Source organism: Arthrobacter sp. 01L42, from assembly GCF_056400005.1.
On the sequence record NZ_JBFTSL010000003.1, the window covers coordinates 211,874 to 235,009 of the forward strand.

Here is a 23,136-nt window from a genome sequence, read left to right on the forward strand (position 1 = left end):
CCGCGGCCCCCAAGGCCCTGGTCCCGGTATTTCCCTCCAAGCGAAAGACTTCTAGCGGTGACAGACAGTCAGAAATCCGACGAAACATTGGCAACAGCAGCTGCCAACGAAACCGAAACCGAGGCGACCCCCGCCGAGAGTGCAGGCGCTGCCGTAGACTCCGACGGCGAGACTGCGGCACCCGAGGCCCCAGCCGCGACCAGCGAGGAACCCGCCGAGGCACCCGAGGCCACTGTGCCCACCGTTCCGGCAGAACCTGCCGAGCCCACTGTGCCGCCCGTTCCGGCAGAACCTGCCGAGCCCGCGGAGACGGCCGAGCCTGTTGACCAAGCTGAAGCCACCGCCGCCCCGGTTCCGACGCCGGGTCCCGCGCCGGCCGCGCGTCCCGCGCCGAGCCCGGCAGCGTTTGCCGGCCGGCCGAAGGCCAAGCCGTCCGCGGCCGCACCGGCCCCGGCCCCGGCGGCCGTGTCCTCCGCAGCCTCACTGGCCGAAGCGGCCCGCTGGGGCCGTGTTGAAGGCGACGGCCATGTCTTCCTGACCGTTGACGGCACGGAATACCCCGTAGGCCAGTACCCGGGTGTCAGCGAGGACGAGGCCCTGGGCTACTTCGCCCGGAAGTTCGAGGACGTCGTGGCCCAGATCGTCCTGCTGGAACAGCGGGTGAGCTCCAAGGCGCCCACCGCGGACATGCAGAAGACCGTCACGCACCTGCGCGAGCAGCTCGCCGAGCGGAACATGGTGGGCGACATCCGCTCCGCCGAGGCCCGGCTGGACGCTCTGGTGACACAGATCGGCGAGCTGGAAAAGGCTGAGAAGGCCGAGCACGACGCTGTCCGCGCCGCTGAGCTTGCCGCCCGCGAGGCCATCGTGGCCGAGGCCGAGGAAATTGCCGGCCACGATCCCGCGCAGATCCAGTGGAAGACCTCCAGCGCGCGGATGAACGAACTCTTCGAGAGCTGGAAGACCGCCCAGAAGAGCGGCGTCCGGCTCGGCCGCAGCAACGAGGACGCACTGTGGAAGCGGTTCCGCGCCGCCCGCACGGTGTTTGACCGGCACCGCCGCGCGTACTTCTCACAGCTGGACAGCAACAACTCGGCGGCCAAGGCCGCAAAGGAGAAGCTGATCACCGAGGCCGAGGCCCTTTCCTCCTCGACCGACTGGGGTTTTGCCGCCGGCGAGTACCGCCGCCTGATGGATGAGTGGAAAGCCTCACCCCGCGCCAGCCGCAAGGACGACGACGCGCTGTGGGCCCGCTTCCGCGCCGCCCAGGACGTCTTCTTCACCAACCGCCAGGCAGCCAACGACGAGATCGACCAGGAGTACGGTGCGAACCTGGTGGTAAAGGAAGCGCTCCTGGTGGAAGCCAACGAGCTCCTGCCGATCAAGGATCTCGCGGCAGCCAAGAAGTCGCTGCAGTCCATCCGGGACCGCTGGGAAGAGGCCGGCAAGGTGCCGCGCGCCGACATGGGCCGCATCGAAGCCGGTCTGCGGAAGGTGGAGGACGCTGTCCGCCACGCCGAGGACGAAAACTGGAAGCGTTCCAACCCGGAGACGAAGGCGCGCACCAACAGCGCCCTCACCCAGCTCGAGGCCGCTATTGCCGGCCTCAAGGAAGATCTGGCCAAGGCGGAGAAGGCCGGCGACGAGCGCAAGATCAAGGCCGCCCGGGAAGCCCTCGAGGCACGCCAGGCCTGGCTGGAGCAGCTCGAACGCTCAGCGAGCGAACTCTCCTAGGCACACGGCACCCCAGTACGAAGTACACCAGCAGGTCAGTCCAGGCCCCGTTTCGGTTATCCACATGACCGGTACGGGGCCTGTTCTATGTCCGGGGAACCGGGAACGATGGCGGAATGGTAATCATGCCCCGCGCTCCCACCGCTCCACCGGATCCGGGCCGGCACGCCCTGGTGCCGGGAGCTCCGGTGCCGGGGACTCCAGGTCCAGGTCCGGGGCCGGAACACTGCGAGCTCTACTCCCCCGGCGCGCTGTTCTCCTGGCCGGAGCTGCAGGCCATGGCCGCCGACGGCGTGCTGACGCAGCTGTATCAGCGCGGCTACCTGCCGCCCGGATCCCATGCCAGTCCCCAGCTTCGCGCGCGGGCCGCGGCCCTGGTGGTGGCGCCGGCGATCCGGCAGCGGGTCGTGGCTGGCCGGATGACCGCGGCATGGATCTATGGGTGTGCCACGGAACCTGACCGCCTGGCGCTGCTGGTTGACGCCAACCGGCGGATTTCCAGTCTGCGGTCCGTGCGCGGCTGCACCTTCCACGAAGTTCGGCTGGGGCCGTTCGACGTCGTGAGCATGGGAGGCCTGATGGTGTCCAGCCCGCTGCGCACGGCGGTGGACGTGGCGATGCACGTGGACGCGGAGCGGGCCGTGCCGGCCCTCAGGGCGCTGTTGGCTCGTCCCGAGCTGGGCGTCCGCCTGCGGCTGCTCAGGCTCGCCGTGGAGGCGAGTCCGCGCGTTCCGCACAAGCGGGCGGCCCTGGCGAAGCTCGCCGCCCTCGAGGCAGAGCCGGCGGCGCCAGATTGATCCCGTCCAGTAAGCCTGGACCGAGGCCTGAACTGCCGGGTCAGCTGCGGCGGCGGTTTCCGGTGGTGCGGTACACGTCGAAGACGCCGTCGATCCTGCGGACCGCGCTGAGCACGTGGCTAAGGTACTTCGGGTCGCCCATCTCGAAGGCAAACTTGGAGATTGCCACCCGGTCCGTGGACGTGTGCACGCTCGCCGCCAGGATGTTGACGTGGTTTTCCGAGAGCACCCGGGTGACGTCGGAGAGCAACGATTTGCGGTCCAGCGCCTCGACCTGGATCTCCACCAGGAACACGCTGGACTGTGTGGGGGCCCAGTCCACCTCCACGATCCTGTCCGGCTGGTCCATCAGGCCGCTCACGTTGGTGCAGTCGGTCCGGTGCACGGAGACCCCGGAGCCACGGGTGACGAAGCCCAGGATCGGATCCGGCGGGACCGGCGTGCAGCACCGGGCGAGCTTGACCCAGACGTCGTCCACGCCGCGGACAACGACGCCGGAATCGGAGAACCGGGCCTTGCTGACCTGGGTGGGGATGGAGACCTCGGTGAGGGCATCGTCCGGGTGCTCATTCCCGCCCAGGCTCTCCACCAGGCGTTCCATCACGGACTGGGCGGAGGTATGGCCGTCGCCCACGCCGGCGTAGAGCCCGGAGATGTCAGCGTATTTGAAGTCCTCTGCGATCGCAGCGAGGGCGTCGTGGGTCATGAGCCGCTGCAGTGGAAGGTTTTGCTTCCGCATCGCTTTGGTCAGGAGGTCCTTGCCGCGGTCAATCGCTTCCTCGCGGCGTTCCTTGCTGAACCATTGCCTGATCTTGTTCCGGGCCCGGGCACTCTTGACGAAGTGCTGCCAGTCCTGGCTGGGGCCGGCGCCTTCGGCCTTCGAGGTGAAGATCTCGACCCAGTCGCCGTGGTTCAGTTCGCTGTTGAGCGGAACGAGCTTGCCGTTGACGCGTGCGCCGATAGTCCGGTGGCCCACCTCGGTGTGCACGGCGTACGCGAAGTCGACGGGCGTGGACCCGGCGGGGAGTGCCATGACCTCGCCCTTGGGGGTGAAGACGAACACTTCCCGGGCGTTGATTTCAAAGCGCAGGGAGTCAAGGAATTCGCCGGGGTCCGACGTTTCCTGCTGCCAGTCCACGAGGGAACGCAGCCAGCCCATGTCGCCGTCGCGCGGGCTGCCGGGGCCGGCCGCCGTCCGGTTCGGCTGGTCCTTGTACTTCCAGTGCGCGGCGACGCCGTACTCGGCCCGCCGGTGCATCTCGTGGGTGCGGATCTGGATTTCCACCGGCTTGCCGCCGGGACCGATCACCGTGGTGTGCAGCGACTGGTACATGTTGAACTTGGGCATCGCGATGTAGTCCTTGAACCGCCCGGGCAGGGGGTTCCAGCGCGAGTGCATCGCGCCCAGGGCCGCGTAACAGTCCCGGACAGAATCAACCAGGACGCGCACGCCCATGAGGTCGTTGATGTCGTCGAAGTCTTTGTCGCGGACGATCATCTTCTGATAGATCGAGTAGTAGTGCTTTGGCCGCCCGGTGATCGTGGCCTTGATCTTCGCGGCCCTGAGGTCCTCGGTGATTTGGTTGCGGATGACAGCCAGGTTCTTTTCGCGTTCCGGGGTCCGGTCCCCCACCATGCGCACGATTTCCTCGTACACCTTGGGATAGAGGGCAGCGAAGGACAGATCCTCCAGCTCCCACTTGATGGTATTCATGCCAAGCCGGTGGGCCAGCGGCGCGAAGATTTCCAGCGTTTCCCGGGCCTTGCGGGCCGAGGACTCAGCCGAGACAAAACGCCACGTGCGGGCATTGTGGAGCCGGTCGGCGAGTTTGATCATCAGGACGCGGATGTCCTTGGCCATCGCGACGACCATCTTGCGCACGGTCTCGGACTGGGCCGCCTCACCGAAGCTGACCTTGTCCAGCTTCGTGACGCCGTCCACCAGCATGGCCACTTCCGGACCGAACTCGGTCTTGAGGTCGGCGAGGGTGTAGGACGTGTCTTCGACGGTGTCGTGCAGCAGGGCCGCGGCCAGCGTGGTGCCGCTGAGGCCGAGTTCGGCGAGGATGGTGGCCACCGCGACGGGGTGGGTGATGTACGGGTCGCCGCTCTTGCGCTTCTGGCCCCGGTGGCAGCGCTCGGCGACCACGAAGGCACGCTGGATGAGATCGAAATCCTCTTTGGGGTTGTTGGCGCGCACAGTGCGCAGCAACGGCTCCAAAATCGGCGAGTAGGCCGGAGTGCCACGGCCCGTCAGCCGGGCAAGGCGGGACCTCGTGCGCTCGCGCCTGCCGGGAAAAGTGGGCCGGGCACCGGAGTTGTCCACCGGCACGGGAACATCGGGGCGTCCGGGAACCACCAGGCCAGTCTGTGAACCCTGGCCTTGGCCCTTGTCCGCAGGTGCCTCCGGCACCGGCGTCGAACGTTCTTCCAATGGAGCACCTCTCGCGACCGGTTAATTATTCAAGTGTATTCCCGCAGCAGGATACTTCGATAACCGGCGGGGATACGGCGACGGGCCGGAGGCCGTCGAAAACGACGGTCTCCGGCCCGTTTGTGGCCGCTGGGGACGGTTCAGGCCGTGGCGGGCGACGCCGGCGACTCGGCCTTGGCTGCCGCGTCAGCACGCCTCTGTTCCACCCGTTTGGCCTGCTTGACCAGGTCGGGTTCGCCCTGCCGCAGCGCGGCGTAAAGCGGAGCCGCGATGAAGATCGTGGCGGCAGTGCCCACCAGGATGCCCACGAACAGCGCCAGGGACAGGTCCCGCAGCGTTCCGGCACCGAGCAGCCCGGCCCCGATGAAGAGGATCGCACCGACCGGCAGGATGGCCACCACCATGGTGTTGATGGACCGGACCAGGGTCTGGTTGATGGCGAGGTTGACCTCTTCGGCGAAGGTCCGCCGGGTGGAGGCCTGCATGTCCGAGGTGTTCTCCCGGATCTTGTCGAACACCACCACGGTGTCGTACAGCGAGTAGCTGAGCACCGTGAGGAAGCCGATGATGGCCGACGGCGTTACTTCGAAGTCGCTGAGGCCGTAAACACCGGCGGTCACGAACATCGTGACCGCCATGCCGACAAGTGCCGAGAGCGACATCTTCCAGGTCCGGAAGTAGAGCGCCATCAGGACGGCGGCCAGGCCCACAAAGATTGCCAGGCCCATCAGCGCCTGCTTCGTGACGTCCGCACCCCAGGTGGGGCCGACGAAGGTCGAGGTGACTTCGTTATCGGTCACGCCGTAGGCCTTGGTGAGGCCTTCCTTAATCTGCAGCGTCTCGTCGTCGGAGAGCTTGTCCGTCTGGATGCGCATGGTGGTACCCGCGACGTTAGCCACGCGCGGCACGGATCCCGACACGACGTCCTTGACGGCCTTCTCGCCGAGGGAGGCCTCGGTGGTCTTGACGTTGGAGACCGTGAACTCGGAGCCGCCGCGGAACTCGATGCCGAGGTTGAACCCACCCTTGGCGACCGGGATCAGGATGGAGAGGGCGACGGCGATCCCGGCAATCAGGAACCACAGCTTCCTGTAGCCGACGAAGTCGTACGAGCGCTTGCCCGTGTACAGCTCATTGCCGAATGTTGAGAAGTTGACCATTTACTTGCCCTCCTTGGACGCGCTCTTGGAGGTACCGGCGAGCTGTGCCTGTTGTGCCTGATCCTGCTTTTCGGCGAGGCGGCGTTCTGCAATGGTCATCCGGCGTTCTGCCTCGGCGGCGGCGCCGGTGTTCTTCGCGCGCACCACTGCCACGGGCTTGTCCTCCGGGGTACGGACCCGGCCGGCACCGCGGTACAGCGGGACGGCACCGAGGCGCTTCGGGTCCAGGCCCGAGAACCGGTGGCCTTCGCCGAAGAACTTGGTCCGGGCCAGCAGCTGCAGGGTGGGGTGGGTGAACATGAAGACGACGATGAGGTCGGCTATCGCGGTGAGGCCGAGGGTGAACGCGAAGCCGCGGACGTTGCCCACCGCCACGAAGAACAGCACGACGGCCGCGAGGAGGTTCACGGCCTTGGACGCGAGAATGGTGCGCTTGGCCCGCTTCCAGCCGTTTTCGACGGCCGAGACCAGGCCGCGGCCTTCGCGGAGCTCATCGCGGATGCGTTCGAAGTAGACGATGAACGAGTCGGCTGTCTGGCCGATGGCCACGATCAGGCCCGCGACGCCGGCGAGCGAAAGCCGGTAGTTTTCGGTCCAGCCGAGGATGGCGATGGCCAGGAACGTCAGCACCCCGGCGATCACGAGGGATGCCACGGTCACGAGGCCAAGGGCCCGGTATTGGAACAGCGAGTAGACAAACACCAACAGGAGGCCGATCACGCCGGCGAGCATACCCATGCGGAGCTGCTCACCGCCGAGGGTTGCCGAGATCTGCTGTTCGCTCTGGATTTCGAAGCTGATCGGCAGGGCACCGAAACGGAGCTGGTCGGAGAGGGCCTTGGCCGACTCCTCGGTGAATCCGCCGGTGATCTGCGGCCGGCCGTCGGTGATGACGGCGAGGGAGCGCGGGGCGGAGATGACCTGGTCGTCCAGGACGATTGCGAACTGGGATTTCGGATCCGAGCCGGTCTGGCCGCCGCCGGCGGCGTAGAACTGGTACAGGCGCTCGGTGATTTCCTTGAACTTGGTGGTGCCCGCGTCATCGAACTGGATGTTGACGGCCCATTCATTGGTCACGGCACCCTGTGCGCCGCGCTGCAGCTGGAACGAGGAGGACTTGATGTTCGAGCCCTTCACCTCCACCGGACCGAGGATGTACTTGATGGCCGGCGACTTGGCCGAGGCCGGCTCGCAGGTCACCAGCGGCTTGGTCGGGTCGGAGCGCTGCTGCTTGTCCTGGGAGGGGTTGTCGCAGTCGAGGGCCTCGAACTGCTTGTAGACCTCGGGGGTAATCCAGTTCTCGTCGCTGCTGTTGGCGGGCGCGGCTGTCGGCTTCGGCAGCTGGGCATCCGGGGTCCTGGAGGCGGCGGGGACTGCTGCGCCGGGGCCGGTCTGGATGACCGGGCGGAAGTTCATGTCGGCGGAAGCCTGGATCAGCGCACGGGTTTCCTTGGCAGGGGTTCCCGGGAGGCTGACGACGACGTTGCGGCCGGACTGCGTGCTGATTTCCGCTTCCGCGACGCCCGAGCCGTCCACGCGCTGGCGAATGATCGCCACGGCCTGGTTGAGCTGGTCTTCGGTGATACCCGAACCGCCCTCAACCTTGGGCGCCAGGATCATCTGGGTGCCACCTTCAAGGTCCAGTGCGAGCTTTGGAGCCCAGCCCGCCTGGCCGGCCATCGTGCCGCCCGCCAGGACAGCCGTCATGGCGGCGATGATTACGCCAAGCCAGACCAGCATCCTGATGGCTGAGTTTTTGGGGCCAGTTCGTGCCATTGTCGATCTTTCTATTATTTACGGCGGATCCGCCGGCGCGGGCTCTGGGCCCCGCCGACGGATGCCCGCAACCGTTGCTTCGCGGGATAGCTCAGGTAGGCAGACTAGCTGTCTTTTTTGCCTTCGTCGTTGAGGCGGCGCAGGGTTTCCTCGGGCGTTTCGGTGCGCGGCGCGTCGTGGACGGGGGCGCTGGCGTCGGTCCCCTCAGCACCCAGCTTCTCGGTGGTCAGCGAGGACGCGTCGTCGGGAACGACCGTGGGCTCCTCGGCGGCGACAACCGGCTCCACAATTTTGGTGACGGCCTGGCGGTGCACCGTGGCCGTGTTGCCCGGGGAAAGCTCAAGCGTGACCTTGTTCTCCGCTTCGTCAATGTCGACGATCCGGCCGAACAGCCCGAAACTCGTCATGACCTCGACGCCCGGGCCGAACTTCGACTGGAGCTGCGCCTGCTGCTGCTGCGTTTTCTTGTTGCGGCGGAACATCATGAAGACGAACACGCCAAGCATCACGAACAGGAGAATTGTCATTAGATCCAAGGGGAAAGTTCCGTTCTGTACTTGCATAGCTGTTTTTCAGCAACGTCCGTTTGCTCCTGACGGCGCGGGCAGGGGTCTGCGCAGCAAACTGGCCGCGAGACCGTCCCCCAGACCGCCGGCGGCTACCTGCTCTCCGCCCACGGAAACAAAACCCGGACGTGCCGAGCGTCATACCAGTCTAAAGGGAAAAGCTGAAAGAACGGTGCTAGCGGCTGTTTCGGATCCACTGAGGATCGGTTTCTTCGCCGAGATCCCCACCGGACCCGCCGATCGGGCTCTCGCCCGGCTCGTCGGCCTGGAACAGTTCCAGCGGGTCCTGGCCGAAGGCGCCGGCCGGAATGGCGAAGCCCAGGTGCGTCCATGCCGGCGCCAGGGCTATCCGGCCGCGCGGCGTCCGGCCCAGGAGTCCTTCGCGCACCAGATAGGGCTCGGCGACCGTTTCCACGGTCTCCGTTTCCTCGCCGACGGCGATCGCGAGCGTGGACAGGCCTACCGGGCCGCCGCCGAACTTGGTGATGAGGGCCTCGAGAACGGCACGGTCCAGCCGGTCCAGGCCCCGCTTGTCCACCTCATACATGTCCAGGGCCGCGGAGGCCGCCCGCGCGTCGATTTGCTCGATGCCGTGCACAAGCGCCCAGTCCCGGACCCGGCGCAGGAGCCGGTTGGCGATGCGCGGCGTGCCCCGGGACCGGCCGGCAATCTCGCTGAATCCGGCGGAGTTGACCTTCAGGTCCAGCAGGCCGGCGGAGCGGCGCAGGACCAGTTCCAGCTCCTCGACGGAGTAAAACTCGAGGTGGCCGGTGAAACCGAACCGGTCCCGCAGCGGGCCGGGAAGGAGGCCGGCCCGCGTGGTGGCGCCGACGAGCGTGAAGGGCGGCAGCTCCAGCGGAATGGCCGTGGCGCCGGCGCCCTTGCCGACGACGATATCGACGCGGAAATCTTCCATCGCCATGTACAGCATTTCCTCGGCCGGCCGGGACATGCGGTGGATTTCATCCAGGAACAGGACCTCACCCTCAGAGAGTGAGGACAGGATGGCCGCAAGGTCGCCCGCGTGTTGGATGGCCGGGCCGCTGCTGATCCGCAGCGGAACGTTCATTTCGGCGGCGATGATCATGGACAGTGTGGTCTTGCCCAGGCCGGGAGGGCCCGAGAGCAGCACGTGGTCCGCGCTGCGCCCACGCATGCGCGAGGCCTCCAACACGAGGGAGAGCTGCTTGCGGACCCGGTGCTGGCCCACGAAGTCGTGCAGGTTCTTGGGCCGCAGGGCGGCTTCGATGACCCGCTCCTCCGGTTCCTCTCCCCCGGCGACGATCGACGGCTCAGCCACGCGCGCCTACCCGGTTCCCGGCGCGGGCGCCGTCCTGGCCCAGCCAGCGCAGCGTCGCGCGGAGAATCTCCGCCACATTGCCGTTCGCCGCGAGGTCCGGGGAATCGGCAAGGGACTTGTCGATGCTGGCCGTGGCATCCTTTTCGGACCAGCCCAGGCTGGTCATCGCGGCCACCACCTGCGGCTTCCAGACGGATTCGGCGGACACGGCCGCGACAGGCGCGCCGGCGGTGCCGTGCGGCACAAGCTTGCCGGCTAGTTCGAGCACGATCCGGCCGGCCACCTTCGGTCCGATGCCGGGGACCTTCGTGAAGGCCTTGCCGTCGCCGGAGTGGGCGGCCACCCGGATGGCTTCGGGCTCGTGGACGGCCAGCACCGCCAGTGCGAGGCGGGGACCGACTCCGCTGACGCTGAGGAGCACATCAAACACCTCGCGTTCGTCATCGCTGGCGAAGCCGAACAGGGTCAGCGAGTCTTCCCGCACGATCAGGGACGTGAATAGCTTTCCCTCCTCACCCACCCGGAGGCCGCTGAGGGTCTGCGGTGTGGCGTTGACGCTCATGCCGGCGCCGTTGAGGTCGATCACGGCGGAGGACAGGCCAACATGCGCAACGGTTCCACGAAGAAAACTGATCAAGGCCGGGCTCCTGGTCTAACTGGCGTCTACAACTGGGTGATGAAAGAACGTACAGCCGGGCACGCCGGCTATCCGAACATATCTACGAATACCCTACCAAGCCCCGCGGCGTCACAGCCGGACATTCAGCGCGCACGGCGCGCTTTTGCCTCCGCGTCCGCCCACGCCCGCTGCGCCGGAGTGAGGGACTGGCTGCCCGGCCCAGTCGTGGCTACGGCGGCCCCGCTGCCGGCCCGCCAAGCGTGGGTGATGGCCAACGCAAGGGCGTCGGCGGCGTCGGCAGGGCGCGGAGGCGCGTCCAGCCGGAGGATCTTGGTCACCAGCTTGGTGACCGCATCCTTGTTCGAGGTCCCGCTTCCCGTCACGGCTGCCTTGACCTCGGACGGGGTGTGCAGAGCCACCGGGATGCCACGGCGCGCGGCGGCCGCAATGACCACACCGGAGGCCTGCGCCACCCCCATGACCGTGCTGACGTTGAGCTGGGAAAAGACCCGCTCCACGGCGAGGACCTGGGGTTCGTAGCGGTCCAGCCACTCGTCGATGGACGTGGCGATGACCAGCAGCCGCTGGTCCAGGCTCTCCTCGGGTGAGGTGCCCACAACGCCGAAGGCCACCAAAGTGGCCCGCCGGTTCCGCTCGACGTCGACAACGCCGATCCCGCAACGGGTGAGGCCCGGGTCGACCCCCAACACGCGCAGCGTCACGGTTGGGCCGTCAAGACCGGGCCCCAAAAGTCACGTTTGGGTGAGCGGGTCACTCGGCTTCCAGTGCGGCCTGCACTTCGTCGCTGAGGTCGGCGTTGCTGTACACGTTCTGGACGTCGTCGAGCTCTTCCAGGGCGTCCACCAGCTTCATGAACTTCTTGGCGGCATCAAGGTCCAGCGGCACCTGCATGGACGGCACAAACTCGGCCTCGTCGGTGTCGTACTCAATGCCGGCTTCCGTGAGGGCATCGCGGATGGCCTGGAGGTCGGTCGGCTCGGAGTGGATCTCGAAGCTGTCGCCGTTGTCCTTGACTTCCTCGGCCCCGGCATCCAGCACGGCCATCAGGACGTCGTCCTCGGCCAGGCCGTTCTTCGGCAGCGAGACGACGCCCTTGCGGGAGAAGAGGTAGCTGACGGAGCCGGGATCGGCGATCGTGCCGCCGTTGCGGGAGATGGCGAGCCGGACCTCGGAGGCGGCACGGTTCTTGTTGTCCGTGAGGCACTCGATCAGCAGCGCGGAACCCTGCGGGCCGCGGCACTCGTACATGATTTCGGTGTAATCGACGACCTCGCCGGTGAGCCCGGCGCCGCGCTTGATGGCGCGGTCGATATTGTCAGCGGGCACCGACGTCTTTTTCGCCTTGGTGACGGCCAGTTCCAAGCTGGGGTTGCCGGAGAGGTCGGGGCCGCCCATGCGCGCGGCGACTTCGATGTTCTTGATCAGCTTGGCGAACGACTTGGCCCGGCGGCTGTCAAGGATGGCCTTCTTATGCTTGGTCGTCGCCCATTTGGAGTGGCCTGACATGCTTTACGCTTCTCCTCTGATCATTCGAATAAACAGTTCATGCACGCGCTTCTCCCCCGTCACTTCCGGGTGGAAGGAGGTGGCCAGCAGCTTGCCGGAACGCACTGCAACAATTCTAGCCGTCCCGTCCAGGGATTCGGGGTGGCCGGCTTTCGACGGTTCCACCTGGGCAAGGACTTCGACACCGTCGCCGACGCGCTCCACCCAGGGCCCGCGGATAAAGACGGCGTGGACCGGCGCCACTGCCCCGCCCGCGCCGCTGAACCCTAATCCCCTGAAGTCCAGGTCCGTCTCGAAGGACTCGCGCTGCCGGCCGAAGGCGTTGCGGCGCACGGTGATGTCGAGTCCGCCGAACGTCTGCTGCGGGTTTCCGGCCAGGTCCTTCGCCGGGTCCGCGATCTCGTCCGCCAGCAGGATCATCCCGGCGCACGAGCCGTAGACGGGCAGGCCGGCCTGGATGCGTTCGCGCAGCGGATCCCGGAGCCCGAAGATCCGGGAGAGCTTGTCGATCGTGGTCGATTCGCCGCCGGGGATGATGAGGCCGTCCAGGCCGTCGAGTTCGGCGGGACGCCGGATCCCGACGCCGGCGGCGCCGGCGGCTTCCACGGCATGCAGATGCTCCCGGAAATCGCCCTGCAGCGCCAGGACGCCGATCCGGAGCCCCGTTCCCACGCGGGATTCAGGGGAAAAAGAGGGGGTGGTCATCCCCACAGCATAATGCTCTGCGCCTGCACGGCACGCATGGAAGAAGCATGCAGCGGCCCCCGGGCGTCCGGGTTCCATGCCGCTGCTGGGATATATTACAGAGCATGCTTTACTTCAGCGTTCCGCTCGGCAAGTTCGTCCGCCGGGTCTCCCGGCTCAGGGGCGGAGGCTCGGCCCTCCCCGGGCTTGTGGTCGAAAAAATCGACCCCGATTTCATGCGGCGGACGCTGTCCACGCTGCCGCTGGGGGTCGCCGTCGTCAGTGGCACGAACGGGAAGACCACCACCACCAAGATGGTTGTGGAACTGCTCGAGAGCCAGGGACTGAGAGTCTTCACCAACCGCACCGGCAGCAACTTCACCCGCGGCGTGGCCGCGGCGCTCCTGGGCGAGGTCGACTGGCGGGGCCGGCTCGATGCCGACGTCGCGGTCCTGGAACTGGACGAGGCGCATGCCGTCCACTTCGTCAACAAGGTCCCGCCGCGGTACAGCCTCCTGCTCAATGTCCTTCGCGACCAGCTGGACCGGTTCGGCGAGATCGACAAGACCGCCGAACTGCTCCAGCACATCGCGTCCAAGACCACCGGGACCGTGGTCCTGAACCGGGAAGACCCGCGCGTCGCCCGGATCGCCCAGACCCTGGACGGACCGGAGGTGCTCTACTTCGGGCTCGACGATTCGCTGCTGAGCACCTTCCCCAACGACGACGACATGCGCGCCGCCCCGGGCAGCCCGGTGCCGGCCGCCCCCGCCCGGCCCGCCGCCGACGTCGTGTTGCGCCGCGTGGGCGCCGACGACGCCGATTTCGAGTACGACGGCGCGACAGTCACCACGGGGATGAAACTGCGCGGCGTCTACAACATCTTCAATGCCGCCGCCGCGCTGACCCTGGCCCGCGGCGTCTCCGGCGCCCGCGGCACCGGGACCGACCAGGCCGGACTGCTCACGGCGCTGTCCAAGGTGGCGCCGGCGTTCGGCCGCGGCGAAAGCCTCGTGGTCGATGGCCTGCCGCTGGAACTGGTCCTGGTCAAGAACCCCAGCGGTTTCCGGCTCGGCCTCAAATCGTTCCCCGCCGCCGGGTACGCCACGATGATCGCGATCAACGACAACTACGCAGACGGCCGGGACATGTCCTGGCTGTGGGACGTCGAATTCGACACGCTCCGCAACGGCGGCGTGGACCAGCTCACGGGCTCCCGCGCGTATGACATGGCGCTGCGGCTGCAGTACGACGACGTCGCGATCGGCGCCGTCGACACGGACATTGCGCCGGCACTCGCGGCGTTCATCCGCGGCGGCGAGGGCAAGCCGAAGAGGATCTTCTGCACCTACACGGCCATGCTGGCCATCCGCCGCGAGCTGTCCAAAATCACCACAGTGGAGGTGGTCTCATGACCCCCGCGTCCCCCGAATCCCCCGAAACCCCGCACGAGCTGTCCTTCGGGCACGAACTTCCGCCCGAAGATTCCGCGGCCCCCAGCAAGGGAACCATCCGGGTCCTGCAGCTCTACCCGCGGGACATGAACATTTACGGCGACTGGGGCAACGCCCTGGTCCTCGCGCAGCGCCTGCGCTGGCACGGCTACACGCCGGAACTGCTCGAGTACAACGTTGGTGACCCGTTCCCGGCAGATGTGGACCTGATTGTCGGTGGCGGCGGACAGGACAGCGGACAGCTCGTCATCCAGGACGACCTCCTCTCGCGCGAGTCCACCCTGAAGCAGATGGCCGACGCCGGCACCCCGATGCTCGTGATCTGCGGGCTGTACCAGCTGTTCGGGAAATTCTTCAAGACCCGGCTCGGGTCGGTCCTCCCGGGCATCGGCATCCTGGACGTGGAAACCCACGGCACCGACGAGCGCCTGATCGGCAACGTCACGGTCTCCTCCCCCGAATTCGGCAACATCCTCGGCTACGAAAACCACAGCGGCCAAACCACACTGGGACCGGGCGTCGAACCGCTCGGGACGACGGCCAAAGGTACCGGCAACAACAGCACGGACGGCCAGGAGGGAGCCCGCTACCGCAACATCGTGGCGAGCTACCTGCACGGCTCGCTGCTGCCCAAGAACCCGGCTCTCGCGGATTTCCTGATCCGGACCGCCGTCGAACGCAAATACGGCAGCTTCACCCCGGGCACGCCGGATGACTCCTACGCGGTGCTGGCGCGGGAACACGCCGCCCGCCGGCCCCGCTGACCCAGGTGGCAGGCACCGAGGGCGGCACGGTCCGGATTGGGCGCGACACCCCGGAGCGCGAGGACGTCCTGCGACTCCTGGGCGAACACCTCGCCGACATGTACGCGACCTCCCCGCCGGAAAGCGTCCACGCCCTTGAACCTGCCGCCCTGGCCGGACCCGGCATCAGCTTCTGGACCGCCCGGCAGGACTCCCGGCTCCTGGGCTGCGCGGCGCTGAAACACCTGGCTCCCGGCGACGCCGAGATCAAGTCAATGCGCACCGCGAATGCAGCCCGCGGGCGCGGCGTTGCGTCGGCGCTGCTCCGCCACCTCCTGGCCGAGGCCCGGCACAGCGGCTACGAACGCTTGTTCCTGGAGACGGGGAGCCAGGAGTTCTTCGCCCCCGCGCGGCGGCTGTACGAGCGGCACGGCTTCACGGACTGCCCGCCGTTTGCCGGCTACGAAGCCGACCCCAACAGCGTCTTCATGTCCCTGCTCCTGGACGCCGGGTAGCTGCCCGGCAGCCTTCCATGGGCCCCGCCTGCCGTCATCGGCTCCGGACGAAAGCCAGGACATCGCGCGGCACCCGCCGGCTCGATCCTGCCCGGATATGGCCCCATCGCTCGTAGACGATCAGGGTGCAGTCTGGAATCAATTGCGCGGTCTCCTCCGCAACCGTCCTCGGGAAGAACGCGTCCCGGCCGCCGCAGAGCAGCAGGACGGGCGGACGAATGAGCGGCAGTACCGCCCGCGCATCAAACGCGAACTCGGCCCGCGCCTCCGTCAGGACGTCCGCGGCGGGGCATCCGGAGGGGTCCAGCACGCGCCGGCCGACGACAGGTCCCAGCAGTTCCCGCAGCCAGCGGGTCCGCGGCCCCGGTAAGAGGTACTCGGCCATGACCGTCCCGGCGCGGCCTGGGTCTCCGGCAGCGACGGCGGCGGCCATCCGCTCGTCCACGTCCTTGCCCCACGCGCTCAGTTCGGCCGCCGTGACCACCATCGCGATGTGCCCGAAGGACTCGGGATGGCGTGCGGCCAGGTACTGCCCGATCATGCCGCCGAATGACTCGGCCACCACCAGGCCGACCCGGCCGCCGAACTCCTCGGCGATCAGCTGGGCGTAGTCGTCGGCCATGTCGGCGCTGGTGTGCGACGCCGGCATGTTCCGCCGGCGGGTGACAATCCAGATGGCGTACCCGGCCTCCTGATAGGCGGCAAACTCCCGCCGGAACAGTCCGCGCAGCACCCCCTGGGGCACGAAGCTCCCCGGTCCGCCCTGGACGAACAAGAGCGTCTTCGGGCCCCGGCCCCACGTCAGGTATTCCATCCCGTTGCTGAACGTCCCGCTCCGGGATTCCCGATCCCGCCGGTTTACCCGGGCCATGGCGCCGTCCTACGGTGTTATCTGAGTCGTCGGCTGCGGCTGCCGGAGCAGCTCCGCGAACTCCGCCGGCCGGGATGCCGGCCACCAGTGGCCGCTGTCCACCCGGATCACCGTGAGGTCATCCACCCAGGAATCCAGTCCGTCCACGAGGCCCGGCGACAGGAAGGAATCCTTCAGCGGCACCACCACCCGGACGGGCAGCGTCACGCGGCCGCCGGCCGGCCAGTTCACCGCCGAAAAGAAATTTGCGCGGTAAAGAGCCAGGCCGCGGATGGGATCATCGCCGACGTCGCGCTTGGCCATCTGCCCGTAGCGTTTCGTGAGGAGGAGGCGCCAGGCGGCCTCCGGCAGCTTCGGCACAAGGAACGCGGCGATGTACCAGCTGCGGGCCAATTGTCCGGCCAGCTGCGGCCACGCCCGGGGACGTGCATACCGGCTCCGCACCCAGCGGGCGAAGTGCCGCAGGTCCGGGCCCGAGATGGACGTGTACCGGCCGATCAGGCCCGCGGCCCTGGGGTCCTGGACGGCGGCCCAGCCCTGGATCGAGCCCCAGTCATGGCCCACAAGATGGACATCCGCGGCTCCGACGGCGGCCAGCACGGCGAACATGTCATCCACGAGCGTCTTCAGGGTGAAGTCCCCGGGGAGGCCGACGACGGCGGATGCGCCCGCGTTCCGGGTGTCGTAGGCGACCACGTGGTGGCTTCGGGCCAGATCACGGATGGCCGGCAGGAAGACCTGATGATCGTCCGGATAGCCGTGCACCAGGAGCAGTGTCGGCACTTCGGGTCCCGGCTCCCTGCCATACTCGAACACTGCAAGCTCAGCCCCGCTGGACGCGACGGTGCTCCGCCGTTCGTTGATCATCTCCATGCTGCCCAAGCTTAGGACCCCGGGGTGAGAATAAGCTCATGGGCGCCCGCCGCCGCGGCGCCCATCGACTCCAGCACGGCCGCGGTGCGCAGGCGCGTGGCTGCGTCCACCGCCGTTCCGGCGCAACGGCCCTGCGGCGCGTCGGCAGCCACCGAACACCAGCGGTAGGGTCCGCGGACCATCACCGACGGCGCCCAGGCCAGGTCCGAGGCGGCCCAGGACCCGGACGCGTCCTGGCTGAACTGCACCCGGACCAACAGGCCCTCGTTGTTGACCACGAACGACGGCGAGAGCTCGGTGATGCCGTTGCCGAGCCCGTACACAATCCAGGTTCCCTTGTACTTTTCGATCGGCAGCACCGAATGGCTGTGGTGGCCGTAGATCAGGCTGAACAGGCCGCTGTCCACGAGCGCATGGGCGACGTCGCGCTGCTGGGTGTTGGGCTCGGCTGAGTACTCTTCCCCGGCGTGCATGACCCCCAGCACGATGTCCGCGCCCAAAGCCTTGGCCTTGCGTGCTTTGGAAATCATGGCGTCGGGATCGAGCAGGTCGACCTGCCAGGGCTGCTCGGCGCGCAGCCCGTTGAGGCCGTATGCGGCATCAATGACGGCGATTTTGGCCGCGGCGGTCTGCAGGATCAGGATGCCCTGGGACTCTGCCTCGGTCCGGTACGAGCCCGTGTGCCGGAGTCCGGCGGCGTCGAGGGCGTCCAGGGTACGGACGAGTCCCGCGGTGCCGCGGTCAACGGTGTGATTGCTGGCGGTCGTGCAGGCCTCATATCCCACGCCGCGCACGGCGGTGATGATCTGCGGCGGAACGTTGAAGGAGGGATACCCGGAGAATGGTCCGTCCGGGCCGGCCACCGGGGTCTCCAGATGGCAAATCGCCACGTCGCTCTGCTCGATGTAGCGCCGCTGGCCCTCCAGCAGCGGCCCGAAGTCCAGCCCCGTCGCGCCGGCAGCGCGGGCGTCCTCGCGGGCCTGCTGCCAGAGCTGGGGGTGGACCAGCATGTCCCCGGTGACGAGGACGGAGGCGCACCGGGCGGCCGCACAGCCTGGCCCCTTCCCGGGCGTCGGCGTCGGCGTCGGCGTCGGCGGCGGGGTCGGAGTCGGGGTGCCCGACGGCGGCTGGGTAACGTCGGACGTTCCCCCGGTACCGCCGGCCGTGGGAGCCGGGGGGTTATCCGGCCCGGCGAGGAGTCCGCAGGATGCCAGCATCGACCCGAGAACAACGGCCGTTGCTGCGGTCAGGATCCGGCCCCGCGGCCTCGCGGTCGTGTTCTCCATGCCGCTCATCCTATGGTGGGCGGCATCACAACACACGGAGCCGATCGTTGAGAAGCGGCCGCCTGCATGAAAGAGTCATTTCATGACCAATCCCCTCCTGAGCCCCAGCACCCTGCCCTATGGACTGCCGCCGTTTGCGGACATCGACGACGCGCACTACGCCGAGGCCGTCGAGGCCGGCCTGGCCGAGCACCTTGCCGAAATCCAGGCCATCGTGGACACTCCGGCGGCCCCGACCTTCGAAAACACGGCCCTCGCCATGGAACGCTCCGGGCGGCTCCTGGACCGGGCCGCCGCGTCCTTTTTCACGCTGGTGTCCGCAGACGCCTCTGACACCATCCGCGACCTCGAGACCCGCCTGTCCCCGCTCTTCGCCGCCCACCAGGACGCCGTCTACCTCAACCGCGGGCTCTACGAACGCTTCGCGGCGCTGGACGCAACGGTCCTGGACGCGGAGTCCGCCCGGCTCGTGGAGGAATACCTCAAGGAGTTCCGGGCCTCCGGCATCCAGCTCGACGACGCCGGCCAGGAGCGCCTCAAGGAGGTCAACGCCGAGCTGTCCCGGCTCGGCACCGAGTTCGGCCAGCGCGTCAAGGAGGGCATGAAGTCCGCTGCCCTGCTGCTGGATGACGCCGCCGACCTCGCGGGCCTGCCCGCCGACGACGTCGCCAGCGCCGCCGAGGCCGCCCGGACCGCCGGGCACGAGGGAAAGTTCCTGCTGACCCTGATCCAGCCGAGCAACCAGCCTGCCATGGCCGCGCTGGCGAACCGGGAAATCCGCCGTCGCCTCTACGAGGCCTCCATCGGCCGCGGCAGCGACGGCGGAAGCTTCGATGTGCTCGACCTGGTCAAGGACATGGTCCGGCTCCGCGCCGAGAAGGCCAGCCTTCTCGGGTTCGCGAACTTCGCCGAACTCAGCGTGGACCGGCAGACTGCACCGGACTTCCAAGCCGTCCAGGCAATGATGAGCCGGCTGGCCCCCGCAGCCGTCCGCAATGCCGACGCAGAGGCCGAGGCGCTGGCCGGGGCCGCCGGCCACCCCCTCGAGGCCTGGGACTGGGCGTATTACTCGGCCAAGGTCAAGCGGGAGCGGTATGCCGTGGACGAACAGGCCCTGCGCCCCTACTTCGAGCTGGACCGGGTTTTGAATGATGGCGTGTTCTTCGCGGCAAACGCCCTGTACGGCGTCACCTTCCACGAACGCGCCGACCTCGCCGGCTACCACCCGGACGTGCGCGTCTGGGAGGTTAAGAATTCCGACGGCACGGATCTGGGCCTTTTCCTGGGCGACTACTACACACGGGAGACGAAGCGCGGGGGCGCGTGGATGAATTCCCTCGTGGAGCAGTCAGGGCTCTTGAACACCCGACCCGTGGTGATCAACAACCTCAACATCTCCAAGCCGCCGGCCGGCGAGCCCACCCTGCTGACGCTGGACGAGCTCCGCACCACCTTCCACGAGTTCGGCCACGCCCTGCACGGCCTGTTTTCCGCCGTCACCTATCCTCGGTTCTCCGGCACGAACGTGCCGCGGGACTTCGTGGAATACCCTTCGCAGGTCAACGAAATGTGGATCATGTGGCCCGAAGTCCTGGCCAACTATGCCCGGCACCACGCCACCGGCGAACCCCTGCCGCAGGAGACCGTGGACAAGCTCAATGCCGCCCAGCTTTGGGGCGAAGGCTTCGGCACCACGGAATACCTCGGCGCTGCCCTGCTGGACCTGGCGTGGCATGTCCTGGATGGCTCCGACATCCCGGATGACGCCGTCGAGTTTGAAGCGAAGGCGCTGGCCGCGGCCGGCGTGGCGCACAGCCTGATCCCGCCGCGCTACCGGACCGGCTACTTCCAGCACATCTTCGCGGGAGGCTGGTATGCCGCCGGCTACTACTCCTACATCTGGAGCGAGGTCCTGGACGCTGACACCGTGGAATGGTTCAAGGAAAACGGCGGACTCAGCCGCGCGAACGGCAATTTCTTCCGCGCCGAACTGCTTTCCCGCGGCAACAGCCGGGACCCGCTGGAGTCCTTCCGCGCCTTCCGCGGCCGGGACTCGGATCTCGGGCCGCTGCTGAAGCGCCGCGGCCTCGACTAACCCCCGCAGAACGCAAACGACGCCGGGCGGTCACCTAAGAAGGTGACCGCCCGGCGTCGTCGTTCAATCAGAAGCGCAAGGCGAAGGGCGGCGTGATCCGGCAGCGTGCGTAAAAGGGGCCCCGCGCCCCGGGCAGCCGCTCAGCTGCCAACAGGGCGCGGGGAATAGCACGCAGAGGATCAGCGCCGTCCGCGTTCGACTGCTTCTCCACAAACTCGGCGCCGAGGCGCCTCGCTTTTGGAGCCTCTGCAGTCTCTCTTATTGAGCCAAGCGGGTTAGGCGCGATTATCGCCTAGTATTACCAGCCGCGCTCGGCGAGGCGGTGCGGCTGCGGGATCTCGTCGACGTTGATGCCGACCATGGCCTCGCCCAGACCGCGGGAGGCCTTGGCGATCTCGTCCGGGTCGTCGTAGAACGTGGTGGCCTTCACGACGGCGGCGGCCCGCTGGGCCGGGTTGCCGGACTTGAAGATGCCGGAGCCGACAAACACGCCGTCGGCGCCGAGCTGCATCATCATCGCGGCGTCGGCCGGGGTGGCGATGCCGCCGGCGGTGAACAGCACCACCGGGAGCTTGCCGGTCGCGGCAACTTCCTTGACCAGTTCGTATGGGGCCTGCAGCTCCTTGGCCGCGACGTAGAGCTCGTCCTCGGCCATGCCGGCGAGCTTCTTGATCTCGGCACGGATCTGGCGCATGTGCGTGGTGGCGTTGGAGACGTCCCCGGTGCCGGCCTCGCCCTTGGACCGGATCATCGCCGCGCCCTCGTTGATCCGGCGCAGGGCCTCGCCCAGGTTGGTCGCACCGCAGACGAACGGAACGGTGAAGTTCCACTTGTCGATGTGGTTGGTGTAGTCCGCCGGGGTCAGGACCTCGGACTCGTCAATGTAGTCCACGCCGAGGGACTGCAGCACCTGCGCCTCGACGAAGTGCCCGATCCGGGCCTTGGCCATAACGGGCACGGACACGGCCGCAATGATCTTGTCGATCATGTCGGGATCGGACATGCGGGACACGCCGCCCTGGGCGCGGATATCGGCCGGAACACGTTCCAGCGCCATCACGGCCACGGCACCGGCGTCTTCGGCGATGCGGGCCTGCTCGGCGTTGACGACGTCCATGATGACGCCGCCCTTGAGCATCTCAGCCATGCCGCGCTTGACGCGGCTGCTGCCCGTGACGTTCTTCGCGGACGCGCCGGCTTCGCTGCTTACATCAGGTGTAGACACAAAAACCCCTATGGGTAGATAGATGACCTCGCCGGGGCGCGGACGGCACGTTCATGCCGTGTCTCGCACACACCGGATTACCGGATCCATTGGCCGGTAAAGCTAATACTATCCCCCGGCCGGGGCGCGGCAGAATTCGGGTTACAGCAGTCGAATCTCGCGCGGGGACAGGGATTCGGCGCGGCCGCCGGGGTGCCGCCTGGCGCTGTCAGGCGGGACGTTCCGTGGCGGTACCTTCGGGTTCCGCCAGCGACTGGCGGTGCACTGTCACGATGCGCTGGATCACCGTCACCAGGCTCGCTGTAGCGAGAAGGCACAGCGTCACGAAGAGCACCACCGGGGTCAGGCCCAGTCCGGTGAGCCCCGTGACCACCAGCACGGACACGAGGCGCTCGGCGCGCTCGGCGATGCCCACGTTGGCGTGGAAGCCCAGGGCCTCGGCCTTGGCCCGCGCATAGGAGACCACCATGCCGAGCACCAGGCAGAGAATCGCGGCGACGGCGACGGCCGGGTTGGCGCCGCCGGTGAAGAACCAGACGGCGACGCCGGCGAACAGGGCGCCGTCGGCCACGCGGTCAAGGGTGGAGTCCAGGAAATTGCCCCACCGGCCGCCGCGGTGCTGCATCCGGGCCATGATGCCGTCAATAACGTCGGAGAAAATGAACGCCGTGATGAACACGGTCCCCCAGAAGAGCTGCCCGAGCGGGTAGAACACGAGAGCGCCGATCACGACGCCGAGCGTGCCGACCACGGTCACGGCGTCGGGAGAGACCCCGATCCTCAGCAGCCAGCGGGCAACCGGGGAAAACAGGGCGGTGAAGAAGCCCCGGGCGTGCCTGTTAAGCATCCTTCTCCCCCGCTGTGTCCTGCGGCGCGGGCATTTCCTGCGGCCATGCGTCGGCGACCTGCTGACGGACCTCACCGAGGGTCTGCGTGACCGCCTTTGTCTGGGCAATGATGGGGAAGAAATTTCCGTCACCGCCCCAGCGCGGCACCACGTGCTGGTGCAGATGGCCGGCGATGCCCGCCCCGCCGGTGACGCCCTGGTTCATGCCCAGGTTGAAACCGGAAGGGTTGGCGACTTTGCGCAGCACCCGCATGGCCGTCTGGGTCAGTTCGGCGAATTCCGCCGTTTCCTCGACCGTGAGGTCCGTGTAGTCCGGGATGTGCCGGTAGGGGCAGACCAGCAGGTGGCCCGGGTTGTACGGAAAGAGGTTCAGCACCACGTAGCTCGTCCTTCCCCGGTAGACGATCAGGGAGTCCTCATCGCCCCGCTCGGGCGCGGCGCAGAACGGGCAGTCGTCCGGGTTCTTGAACTGGTGCTGGCCGCCCTTGATGTACGCCATCCGGTGCGGGGTCCACAGGCGCTGGAAAGCGTCCGGGACCCCGGCCAGGCTGAAGTCGTCCGTCACGGCGTGGTCGCCCGGATACTCCGGCCCGGCCCCTGTGGTTTCCTGCACGCGCTGCCCTTCCGTCT

General features: G+C 67.6%; 21 protein-coding genes. 6 read left to right on the forward strand and 15 right to left on the reverse strand.

Annotation, left to right across the window (positions count from 1 at the left end; translation table 11 throughout):
* Positions 1-57: 57 nt before the first annotated feature.
* Both AC1DN2_RS04120 and AC1DN2_RS04125 read left to right on the forward strand, forming a co-directional pair.
* Complete coding sequence (locus tag AC1DN2_RS04120) at positions 58-1,734, forward strand: DUF349 domain-containing protein (protein ID WP_476849314.1); 1,677 nt, start codon at positions 58-60, stop codon at positions 1,732-1,734.
* A 116-nt stretch (positions 1,735-1,850) separates the two neighbouring features.
* Positions 1,851-2,531, forward strand: coding sequence for a hypothetical protein (locus AC1DN2_RS04125; protein WP_476849315.1), 681 nt, complete (start codon positions 1,851-1,853; stop codon positions 2,529-2,531).
* A gap of 40 nt (positions 2,532-2,571) precedes the next feature.
* On the opposite strand, the gene AC1DN2_RS04130 is transcribed toward AC1DN2_RS04125, so the two are convergent.
* The 9 genes from AC1DN2_RS04130 to pdxT all read right to left on the reverse strand — a co-directional run bounded on the left by AC1DN2_RS04130 (position 2,572) and on the right by pdxT (position 12,618).
* Positions 2,572-4,890 carry a RelA/SpoT family protein gene (locus AC1DN2_RS04130; protein ID WP_476849343.1) on the reverse strand — a complete coding sequence of 773 codons (2,319 nt, stop codon included), beginning with the start codon at positions 4,888-4,890 and terminating at the stop codon, positions 2,572-2,574.
* A 215-nt stretch (positions 4,891-5,105) separates the two neighbouring features.
* The gene (secF, locus tag AC1DN2_RS04135; RefSeq protein WP_230008622.1) at positions 5,106-6,125 is read right to left on the reverse strand and encodes a protein translocase subunit SecF; all 1,020 of its coding nucleotides are present in this window, start codon (positions 6,123-6,125) and stop codon (positions 5,106-5,108) included.
* Positions 6,126-7,901 (reverse strand): protein translocase subunit SecD, encoded by a 1,776-nt coding sequence (gene secD, locus AC1DN2_RS04140; protein WP_476849316.1) that lies wholly within the window; start codon positions 7,899-7,901, stop codon positions 6,126-6,128.
* Between the two features lie 104 nt (positions 7,902-8,005).
* A complete protein-coding gene (gene yajC, locus AC1DN2_RS04145; RefSeq protein ID WP_476849317.1) occupies positions 8,006-8,428 on the reverse strand; it encodes a preprotein translocase subunit YajC in 423 nt (140 codons plus the stop codon).
* 214 nt (positions 8,429-8,642) lie between these two features.
* Positions 8,643-9,767 carry a Holliday junction branch migration DNA helicase RuvB gene (ruvB, locus tag AC1DN2_RS04150; RefSeq protein ID WP_476849318.1) on the reverse strand — a complete coding sequence of 375 codons (1,125 nt, stop codon included), beginning with the start codon at positions 9,765-9,767 and terminating at the stop codon, positions 8,643-8,645.
* Complete coding sequence (gene ruvA, locus AC1DN2_RS04155) at positions 9,760-10,404, reverse strand: Holliday junction branch migration protein RuvA (RefSeq protein WP_018773177.1); 645 nt, start codon at positions 10,402-10,404, stop codon at positions 9,760-9,762. Before ruvA ends, ruvB begins: the two co-directional genes overlap by 8 nt.
* Positions 10,405-10,529: 125 nt before the next feature.
* On the reverse strand, positions 10,530-11,108 hold the full coding sequence (gene ruvC, locus AC1DN2_RS04160; RefSeq protein ID WP_079554348.1) for a crossover junction endodeoxyribonuclease RuvC: 579 nt from the start codon (positions 11,106-11,108) through the stop codon (positions 10,530-10,532).
* Between the two features lie 49 nt (positions 11,109-11,157).
* Entirely contained in the window at positions 11,158-11,913 is a 756-nt protein-coding gene (locus AC1DN2_RS04165) for a YebC/PmpR family DNA-binding transcriptional regulator (RefSeq protein WP_223916716.1), read from the reverse strand.
* Between the two features lie 3 nt (positions 11,914-11,916).
* Positions 11,917-12,618, reverse strand: a complete 702-nt coding sequence (gene pdxT / locus AC1DN2_RS04170; RefSeq protein WP_476849319.1) for a pyridoxal 5'-phosphate synthase glutaminase subunit PdxT — start codon at positions 12,616-12,618, stop codon at positions 11,917-11,919.
* A gap of 104 nt (positions 12,619-12,722) precedes the next feature.
* Between pdxT and AC1DN2_RS04175 the strand changes: the two genes are divergently transcribed.
* From AC1DN2_RS04175 to AC1DN2_RS04185, 3 genes are read left to right on the forward strand one after another with little or no spacing between them, the layout of a single operon-like run.
* Complete coding sequence (locus AC1DN2_RS04175) at positions 12,723-14,012, forward strand: MurT ligase domain-containing protein (RefSeq protein WP_476849320.1); 1,290 nt, start codon at positions 12,723-12,725, stop codon at positions 14,010-14,012.
* Positions 14,009-14,815 (forward strand): type 1 glutamine amidotransferase, encoded by an 807-nt coding sequence (locus tag AC1DN2_RS04180; RefSeq protein WP_476849321.1) that lies wholly within the window; start codon positions 14,009-14,011, stop codon positions 14,813-14,815. Before AC1DN2_RS04175 ends, AC1DN2_RS04180 begins: the two co-directional genes overlap by 4 nt.
* Before the next feature lie 5 nt (positions 14,816-14,820).
* Positions 14,821-15,309: a GNAT family N-acetyltransferase gene (locus AC1DN2_RS04185; protein ID WP_476849322.1), complete on the forward strand. Its 489-nt coding sequence runs from the start codon at positions 14,821-14,823 to the stop codon at positions 15,307-15,309.
* 34 nt (positions 15,310-15,343) lie between these two features.
* Here AC1DN2_RS04185 and AC1DN2_RS04190 read toward each other — a convergent pair whose 3' ends face one another.
* Genes AC1DN2_RS04190 through AC1DN2_RS04200 form a run of 3 tightly spaced genes read right to left on the reverse strand, consistent with a single transcriptional unit; the run spans position 15,344 to position 18,339 of the window.
* On the reverse strand, positions 15,344-16,180 hold the full coding sequence (locus AC1DN2_RS04190) for an alpha/beta fold hydrolase (protein WP_476849323.1): 837 nt from the start codon (positions 16,178-16,180) through the stop codon (positions 15,344-15,346).
* A 9-nt stretch (positions 16,181-16,189) separates the two neighbouring features.
* The gene (locus AC1DN2_RS04195) at positions 16,190-17,053 is read right to left on the reverse strand and encodes an alpha/beta fold hydrolase (RefSeq protein ID WP_476849324.1); all 864 of its coding nucleotides are present in this window, start codon (positions 17,051-17,053) and stop codon (positions 16,190-16,192) included.
* A gap of 11 nt (positions 17,054-17,064) precedes the next feature.
* The gene (locus AC1DN2_RS04200; protein ID WP_476849325.1) at positions 17,065-18,339 is read right to left on the reverse strand and encodes a CapA family protein; all 1,275 of its coding nucleotides are present in this window, start codon (positions 18,337-18,339) and stop codon (positions 17,065-17,067) included.
* An 82-nt stretch (positions 18,340-18,421) separates the two neighbouring features.
* Between AC1DN2_RS04200 and AC1DN2_RS04205 the strand changes: the two genes are divergently transcribed.
* Positions 18,422-20,434, forward strand: a complete 2,013-nt coding sequence (locus tag AC1DN2_RS04205; RefSeq protein WP_476849326.1) for a M3 family metallopeptidase — start codon at positions 18,422-18,424, stop codon at positions 20,432-20,434.
* Between the two features lie 298 nt (positions 20,435-20,732).
* Here the strand turns inward: AC1DN2_RS04205 and pdxS are convergent, their stop codons facing one another.
* The 3 genes from pdxS to AC1DN2_RS04220 all read right to left on the reverse strand — a co-directional run bounded on the left by pdxS (position 20,733) and on the right by AC1DN2_RS04220 (position 23,119).
* Positions 20,733-21,659 carry a pyridoxal 5'-phosphate synthase lyase subunit PdxS gene (pdxS, locus tag AC1DN2_RS04210; protein WP_026266390.1) on the reverse strand — a complete coding sequence of 309 codons (927 nt, stop codon included), beginning with the start codon at positions 21,657-21,659 and terminating at the stop codon, positions 20,733-20,735.
* 208 nt (positions 21,660-21,867) lie between these two features.
* Positions 21,868-22,506: a phosphatidylinositol phosphate synthase gene (gene pgsA, locus AC1DN2_RS04215; RefSeq protein WP_223916731.1), complete on the reverse strand. Its 639-nt coding sequence runs from the start codon at positions 22,504-22,506 to the stop codon at positions 21,868-21,870.
* Positions 22,499-23,119 carry an HIT family protein gene (locus tag AC1DN2_RS04220; RefSeq protein WP_476849327.1) on the reverse strand — a complete coding sequence of 207 codons (621 nt, stop codon included), beginning with the start codon at positions 23,117-23,119 and terminating at the stop codon, positions 22,499-22,501. Before AC1DN2_RS04220 ends, pgsA begins: the two co-directional genes overlap by 8 nt.
* Positions 23,120-23,136: the final 17 nt, after the last annotated feature.